Here is a 6,450-nt window from a genome sequence, read left to right as displayed (position 1 = left end):
AAGTTGACATCTATGGGCTTACCTTCCGCCCATGGAAAGTGAGGATGTCGAACCGTCCGTCACAAGGATTGATTTTGGCCTGACTTATGAGTCAGTCCCGTTTGCTGTTGGATCAGTTCGGTTTCGGACGATGAAAACGATGGGTCCACCATTTTTGAAGTATTTTCGGAATCGACGTATAGCGGTACACATACCGAAGCGTGACAGCTGCTGTCACCATGACCATATAACCGCTCGAGAGTACTAACAACCAGGCGACAATCGATAAAAAGAGGTCGGTTTCAAAAAACAGATGTCCAACCAGTCCTCCTTCGACCGATGTGATGAGCATCGCTGCCGGAAAGATCGCGGCTGCGATCAGGTAAAACCCCGCATAGCGACCCCGAATCGTTTGTTTCAGCAACAGAACACTTCCAAATAACAGACCGAAACCCGCAATAAGTAACAACAACACGAGATAAGTGATGGACAGCGCCGAACCGATCATCACGCTTCACTCCGATCTAATGGGATTACTTATTATGTACCCTGATTTCCGTCAAACGAGTGCAAAATCCGTAAAAAAATCGGATGTAACAGCCAAATGAAAACCAGATTCGAGATACCATGCATCAGATCAAACACCCCACCTGACAGCAGTAACGTCCAAAACGCTTCTCGTGAAAAATCCGTAAAAATTAAAAAACCTAAATTACTGATCCACCCATAAAAAAAACCGGCGACAAGACCATATAGCGACAAAATCCACCTGAGTTGCATGCCCGGCAAGAGACAGACAAGACAGATCGCTGCGTAGGCCATGATTTGAAACAGCACAAACGGACCGCTCCCTAAAAACAGACTCGTCAACACGACCAGAAGCAGTCCGACGATCGTTCCGACTACCGGACTGACACAAGCCGCTACTAAGAGGACCAGTGCCGTTGCCGGTTGCACGTTCGGGATACTGGAAAACACGAGCCGCCCTGCGATTGCAGCCGCCGTGACGAGCGCTACGAAACGAAGCATCGGTTCGGAAACCGGGCGGGACTCAAAACGAAGGACAAGCAAAATGATGACGACGACTGCTGATAGGATCAATTCCATTCGTATAACCTGCTCTGCTCGATGAACACCGACGTCGGACCGTCAAATGCAATCTCACCTTGTACAAGATAGACGATTCGAGTGGCATGGACGATCAGGTCGGGATCATGTGTCGCCAAGACGATTAATGTATGGGGATGCTCGAGCATTTTTTGAATAAAGGCCGTCCGTTGCTGATCCGTTAAACCAGCTGTCGGTTCATCAAAGTAGTAGGCTGCTTCCGTCCAAGTAATTTGTTCCAACAACCGGTGTTTCTGTTCGGAGAACGAACGTGTCTGTTCACTCACGGCAGGTGCAAGTGCCGGGTGTGCAGGTAGGTATCGTTTGTCCCCGGTCCGCTTCACTTTACCGTAAAGCGGACGATCGACCCCTAGCAGCAGACGCAGCAGCGTCGATTTCCCGCTTCCGTTGGCACCAATCAAGGCGACCCGCTCGCCTGAGCGGAAGGATAGCCGTTCGATTGATAACGCATATTTGCTCTGTAACGGATACCGGTGTTGAATCCGAAACATCTCGTCGATGACCGGACCGATGACCGGTTCCGGCACAGGATTCCGGATCAACGGTTGCTGACGTGTCACCGAGTAGGTGACGTGACACGAAAATCGTCGTTCGATGTCTTCGAATAACACCATCAATCGGGCTTTGCGGATCTGGTCTAAAAATAGAAAGGGTTCTGCTAAAAAGATTGTTTCCGGTAATGAAGACAAGCTATGTCCAAGGGACACCAGTTGCTGTTCCCCGGAAGACAGTTCACTTGTTTCCCGATCAAAAAAAGCTTCTAACCCAAGTAACGTCGCCAGTTCTCCCGCTACAAACAAACTATTCGTCGCCAGCACGTCCCGGACGCGACCATGTAACAAACGGTCAGGATAGAAGACCTCTGCCCCAGCAGCATCGGCTAATTGTTCAAGTAACTCAAGCGAACCGCTTTCGTTTGTAATGATAGTAGGCATCACGCATCCCTCCTTTTGAGAAAATCAGCAGTACGGGCAAGAAAGCAGCGGCTCCGGGTGCAAGGGGCGTCCTCATCAATAAAAACAGACTCCCGATGAGTAGCCCGATGAAAAAATCAGCCCGATTAAAGTGTCGTAATCGACTCGGGACCGCTTCAACCGGTAAAAGATGATAGAGTGCGACCCGTTCCATCTTGACTGCTAACGACTGATGCGGATGGCTCATCTTCACTTCCGGCCAAGTCCGTAGTAATGACGGTAAGATGGCTAAAACCATCCCGGTCAAACGGGTCAGACGCGGCAGAATCCGAAACAAAGGACCCATCTGTTCCAATCGAACCAACGTAAAGGTGAGCTGACTCGATGTCACGAACACGGCAACCGTCAAACCGGTCAGCCAGATTCCGTATGCGTCAACTGCACCCCCACCGAGAAGTGGGAAGTACATCATTCCGATATAAATCAGCGGCAACCACAAATAACGAAAGATTCCCCACTGACGAAGCCAGATGAAAAATAACACATGTCCTACTAGTAGCAATGACATACTGAGATGTGTGTGTAGAAAGAACGGGACCGATAACATCGCCACTACAAAAAGAGCGACATTCAGCGGATGAAGTCGCTCCCGTTCTGCCTTACTGAAAATAAGCCATTGCATCTTTTTCAAATCGCCATTCCAGCCGGTCGCCGTCTTTTAGCTCATACGCGCCTGCACCGACTTGCCCCGGTTTTTTGTTGACACCAAATACCCAGCCACTGCCCGCTCCGGCAGATTTTTCCCGAATGCCGTCGACTGCCGTCACATAAGCCATCTCACCCTTACCGGTTTTGACGACCGGAAGATCCGTTTCTTCTAACGCATCAAGCGCTGTCTCGGATGCATTGAGACACATGTCTTTTTCATATAATGTCTTATCATTCGCATGATCGACGACCGATACCTCTACCTCCCGTTCACACGTCTTTGGTTCAGCTGTTTGATCTGCTGATTGGTCCGCACACCCTGCAAGCAGGACGATACCGCTGATAAGGATCCACTTTTTCATCGTACAACTCCCTTTCGTCTGGATGTCTCAAAACTGTAATTGTATAAAAGAATTTTTTTATCTTGTAACGATTGCCCGTCAGAACGTAAATAGGTCAAACGAATGGCATTCGCAAGGACATCGTCTCCTGTATTGACATAAGGAGTCAATTCTCCTTTGTCATTAATCAATAACACCGTCGCATCCTGTAAGCTAAACGTTTCGTACAGACCATCGAGATCCATTTCGACGTAGGGCGTTTTTGATTCGTGTAGAATCTGTTTGATCGACAACGTCTGTAACGTTTGAAACGAGGTCGACGCATCGATTAATTTTTGATAATACGATTCCAAGGAGCGTGTCAGGACTTCTTCCCGTGGGCGATACGTTAAGGTCCCCGTGACTTCTTGATACGACACCTCGTACCGAATAAATCGTTTTGGACTTTTCGCGACCAATTCAAACGTTGCATTTCGCAGATTACCGCCTTGATCAAACAACAACTGACTTTGCTCCAGTCGTAACGAATCATCCCCGATCCGCCGATCGATGTGATCCATCAAAGTATCAAACGACTCGTCCGTGATCGTGACCTGACCCATTTGCTGGGTTTCTTCTCGAAGTGTAAATGTATCGAACGGTCCTAAAATTAATTGGAGCAGAAAAAAAAGAAATCCGAATAAGGCCATATACCGTTTATAGCGTGAATTTTTCTTCGGATGCAGGACAATCAAAAAGAGGATGATGCCAAGCGGAAGCTGGATGTCGTATACCGGAAACGAAACGGCTCCTAAACAGGCATAAAAAACAAATTTCAAATACAGGTATTGTTCTTTTTCCGTTCGTTTTTCTAAAAAGAAACCAAGAATGATGCTTGCCAACAAAAAGAGTGACCATTGGATGAGAAAGTCCATGTTGTTTACCCCTTAATCACGACAGACTGGTGATCCATCATGAGGTATGACTCTTGAAATACTTCCCGTGCCTCCGCTTCCAATCGTTGTTCCTGATCGACGTATCGAGCAGAAATATGCGTCAACAGTAATCTTTTTGCTTGTGCCTGTCTTGCAATTTCTGCTGCTTGCCGCGCCGTCGAATGGCCGAACCGTCCGGCGTGATCCTCTTCCGAATCGGCAAACGTCGCCTCATGCACGAGGACATCGACCTCTTGCGCCAAGCAGATACTTCCGGCACAAGGTACTGTATCTCCTAAAACGGCCAATTTAACACCCGGTTTGGGTGCGCCTAAAAAGTCCGCTGATTGATATTCGATCCCGTCAAAGACAAACGTCGCGTCTTGCTTGATCCGTCGATAGAGCGGACCGGACGGAATTCCTAACTCTTGTAACGCCTCGACAAGCAACGCTCCTTTTTCTTCCTCCCCTTCAATGCGATAGCCATACGCCAAAAAACGATGTTCCAGTGCTTCGACTGTCACTCGAAATCCTTCTTGTTGATACGTTTGCCCTGCTTCGACTTCAATGATGTCGAGCGGATAACGTAAGTACGTTCCTGTCACGCGTAAAGTCGCTTCCAACCACTCTCGCAACCCTTTTGGACCATAGATCGTCAATAGTGTCGTTCCCTCAAGTGCTGCTCGTGTACTGATAAAACCAGGCAGGCCAAAAATATGATCTCCATGCAGATGGGTGATAAAAATCGTACTGACCTTCCGCGGCTTGATCGGGCTATGCAGCATCTGATGTTGTGTCGCTTCCCCACAATCAAACAACCATGTCATTTTCGGATGCAGGAGTGCGATTGATGAGACATTCCGTTGTTTTGACGGCATCCCTGCACCCGTCCCTAAAAAATAAAATTCCATCTTTTTCCCCTTTTCACAAAATTAGCATTTTTTATACACAAAATACACCTTTCTCAGACGAAAGCATGCTAAAATGAACCCATACTGATTCGAAAGGTGGTTTTTCCATGACCAAAATCGAACGGACTTATGCACGTGTCGTACAGGCTGCTCGCGTATTGAACGAGAACTATCGGCAACAATATGGAAAATCGATTCAACTTCAAGAAATCGCAACGACCTTACTATGTACGGAAGAGCTAATTCTTGAGTCAATGGAATATTTCGAACGTCCTCAATTAACTTAATCGTAAACGAACAAAGAGTGTACCGCAATGTCGCGGTACACTCTTTTTAGTGTTCCATCATTTATTTGTGATGTAATCGACCAATGTCACACATAGTTCTGCCGTTTTGACGAGTTCTTCAATCGGCATTTTTTCGTTCGTCGTGTGGATGTCTTCATAACCAACTGCCAGGTTAACCGTCGGGATACCGAATCCTGCGATGACGTTCGCATCTGATCCGCCACCAGACTGTAAGAGACGTGGAGTTCGTCCAAGTTGTGTGATGGCCGCCTTCGCGACTTCGACGACTTGATCCCCTGCTTCGAATTTAAAGCCGGGATACATGACTTTCACTTCGACTTCCGCGCGTCCACCAAATTCAGCTGCCACGTCTTCAAACGCCGCTTTCATCTTCGCTGTCTGCGCTTCCATTTTCGGAGCGACAAGCGAACGCGCCTCCGCGAAGATTTCGACATAATCACAGACGATGTTTGTTGATGGTCCCCCACCGCTGAAACGTCCAATGTTGGCTGTCGTATCTTCATCGATTCGACCAAGCGGCATTTTAGCGATTGCCTTTGCTGCAATCGTAATCGCTGAAATCCCTTTCTCTGGAGCAACACCGGCATGCGCTGTTTTACCATAGATCTTGGCATTCACTTTAGCTTGTGTTGGGGCAGCCGTGATGATATCTCCCACTTTCCCATCTGAATCTAAGGCGAACCCATAATCAGCATCAATTTTAGACGGGTCCAAGACCATCGCACCGACTAACCCAGACTCTTCGCCGACCGTGATGACGAATTGAACCTTTCCGTGCGGTTGTTTCGTTTCGTTCAAGACATGAACCAATTCGATTAATGAAGCCAGTCCGGCTTTATCATCGGCTCCAAGAATCGTTGACCCGTCCGTCTTGACGTATCCGTCCTCGATGATTGGTTTGATTCCCTGACCTGGAAAAACCGTATCCATATGGGAAGTGAAATAAATTTTATCGACACCTTCTTTTGTTGCCGGAAGCGTGACGATCAAGTTATTTCCTTTATGTTCAGTTTTTGTTGAGGCATCATCCTCAAACACATCACATCCAAGTGCCGTGAATGTGTCTTTTAAGTGAGCACAGATGCGGGCCTCTTCTTTTGATTCCGAATCAATCTGGACCAATTCTAAAAATGTGTCGAGCACACGTTGCTCATTGACCATGTTGCATTCCTCCTCGATTTTTCAGTTCGTCTAGCGCTTTGTTAGTATACCATTTTAAGGTCGATTTGCACTTCAGAAGCGTTGTT

9 protein-coding genes are annotated in these 6,450 nt (G+C 47.5%); 1 reads left to right on the top strand and 8 read right to left on the bottom strand.

Annotated elements, in window-relative coordinates; translation table 11 throughout:
* Positions 1–112: 112 nt before the first annotated feature.
* From BLD48_RS01305 to rnz, 7 genes are read right to left on the bottom strand one after another with little or no spacing between them, the layout of a single operon-like run.
* Positions 113–487 carry a hypothetical protein gene (locus BLD48_RS01305; protein ID WP_071498611.1) on the bottom strand — a complete coding sequence of 125 codons (375 nt, stop codon included), beginning with the start codon at positions 485–487 and terminating at the stop codon, positions 113–115.
* A 32-nt stretch (positions 488–519) separates the two neighbouring features.
* On the bottom strand, positions 520–1,086 hold the full coding sequence (locus BLD48_RS01300; RefSeq protein ID WP_071498610.1) for an ECF transporter S component: 567 nt from the start codon (positions 1,084–1,086) through the stop codon (positions 520–522).
* Positions 1,077–2,042, bottom strand: a complete 966-nt coding sequence (locus BLD48_RS01295; RefSeq protein ID WP_236629898.1) for an ATP-binding cassette domain-containing protein — start codon at positions 2,040–2,042, stop codon at positions 1,077–1,079. The genes BLD48_RS01300 and BLD48_RS01295 overlap by 10 nt, the downstream gene beginning before the upstream one ends.
* The gene (locus tag BLD48_RS01290) at positions 2,005–2,703 is read right to left on the bottom strand and encodes a hypothetical protein (protein WP_071498609.1); all 699 of its coding nucleotides are present in this window, start codon (positions 2,701–2,703) and stop codon (positions 2,005–2,007) included. The genes BLD48_RS01295 and BLD48_RS01290 overlap by 38 nt, the downstream gene beginning before the upstream one ends.
* Complete coding sequence (locus BLD48_RS01285) at positions 2,681–3,091, bottom strand: DUF4430 domain-containing protein (RefSeq protein ID WP_071498608.1); 411 nt, start codon at positions 3,089–3,091, stop codon at positions 2,681–2,683. Before BLD48_RS01285 ends, BLD48_RS01290 begins: the two co-directional genes overlap by 23 nt.
* Complete coding sequence (locus tag BLD48_RS01280; protein WP_071498607.1) at positions 3,088–3,984, bottom strand: hypothetical protein; 897 nt, start codon at positions 3,982–3,984, stop codon at positions 3,088–3,090. The genes BLD48_RS01285 and BLD48_RS01280 overlap by 4 nt, the downstream gene beginning before the upstream one ends.
* Before the next feature lie 5 nt (positions 3,985–3,989).
* The gene (gene rnz, locus BLD48_RS01275; protein WP_071498606.1) at positions 3,990–4,895 is read right to left on the bottom strand and encodes a ribonuclease Z; all 906 of its coding nucleotides are present in this window, start codon (positions 4,893–4,895) and stop codon (positions 3,990–3,992) included.
* A gap of 107 nt (positions 4,896–5,002) precedes the next feature.
* Here rnz and BLD48_RS01270 point away from each other — a divergent pair, with 107 nt between their 5' ends.
* Positions 5,003–5,182, top strand: coding sequence for a hypothetical protein (locus tag BLD48_RS01270; RefSeq protein ID WP_071498605.1), 180 nt, complete (start codon positions 5,003–5,005; stop codon positions 5,180–5,182).
* A 57-nt stretch (positions 5,183–5,239) separates the two neighbouring features.
* On the opposite strand, the gene BLD48_RS01265 is transcribed toward BLD48_RS01270, so the two are convergent.
* Positions 5,240–6,364: a M20/M25/M40 family metallo-hydrolase gene (locus tag BLD48_RS01265; RefSeq protein ID WP_071498604.1), complete on the bottom strand. Its 1,125-nt coding sequence runs from the start codon at positions 6,362–6,364 to the stop codon at positions 5,240–5,242.
* Positions 6,365–6,450 lie beyond the last annotated feature (86 nt).

Origin of the sequence: Exiguobacterium sp. KRL4, assembly GCF_001870785.1 — a bacterium.
In the GTDB taxonomy this organism is placed as follows: domain Bacteria; phylum Bacillota; class Bacilli; order Exiguobacteriales; family Exiguobacteriaceae; genus Exiguobacterium_A.
The sequence above is the reverse complement of the archived record's forward strand: the minus strand, read 5'-3'. Positions and strand labels throughout refer to the sequence as shown.